The organism is Microvirga pakistanensis (assembly GCF_004458765.1).
In the GTDB taxonomy this organism is placed as follows: domain Bacteria; phylum Pseudomonadota; class Alphaproteobacteria; order Rhizobiales; family Beijerinckiaceae; genus Microvirga; species Microvirga pakistanensis.
In genome coordinates, this window is record NZ_SPJX01000181.1 from 1 (window position 1) to 223 (window position 223).

At 66.8% G+C, this 223-nt stretch carries 1 protein-coding gene; it reads right to left on the reverse strand.

Going from position 1 to position 223, the window contains the following annotated elements; all coding sequences use genetic code 11:
• The coding region (locus tag E4K09_RS07625; RefSeq protein WP_244610408.1) for an aconitase family protein at positions 1–223 on the reverse strand (223 nt) is incomplete at both ends.

Genomic DNA, 223 nt, shown 5'->3' on the forward strand with positions numbered 1-223 from the left:
ATTCGATCACGTGTCCGGTGCCGCCCGCGGTGCCGATCTCGCCGATGATGGCCAGGATAATGTCTTTCGCCGTGACGCCGGCGGGCAGCTGCCCGTCGACGGTCACGCGCATGTTCTTGGCCTTCTTCTGGATCAGGGTCTGGGTCGCGAGCACGTGCTCGACCTCGGAGGTGCCGATGCCGTGAGCGAGGGAGCCGAAGGCGCCGTGGGTGGAGGTGTGGCT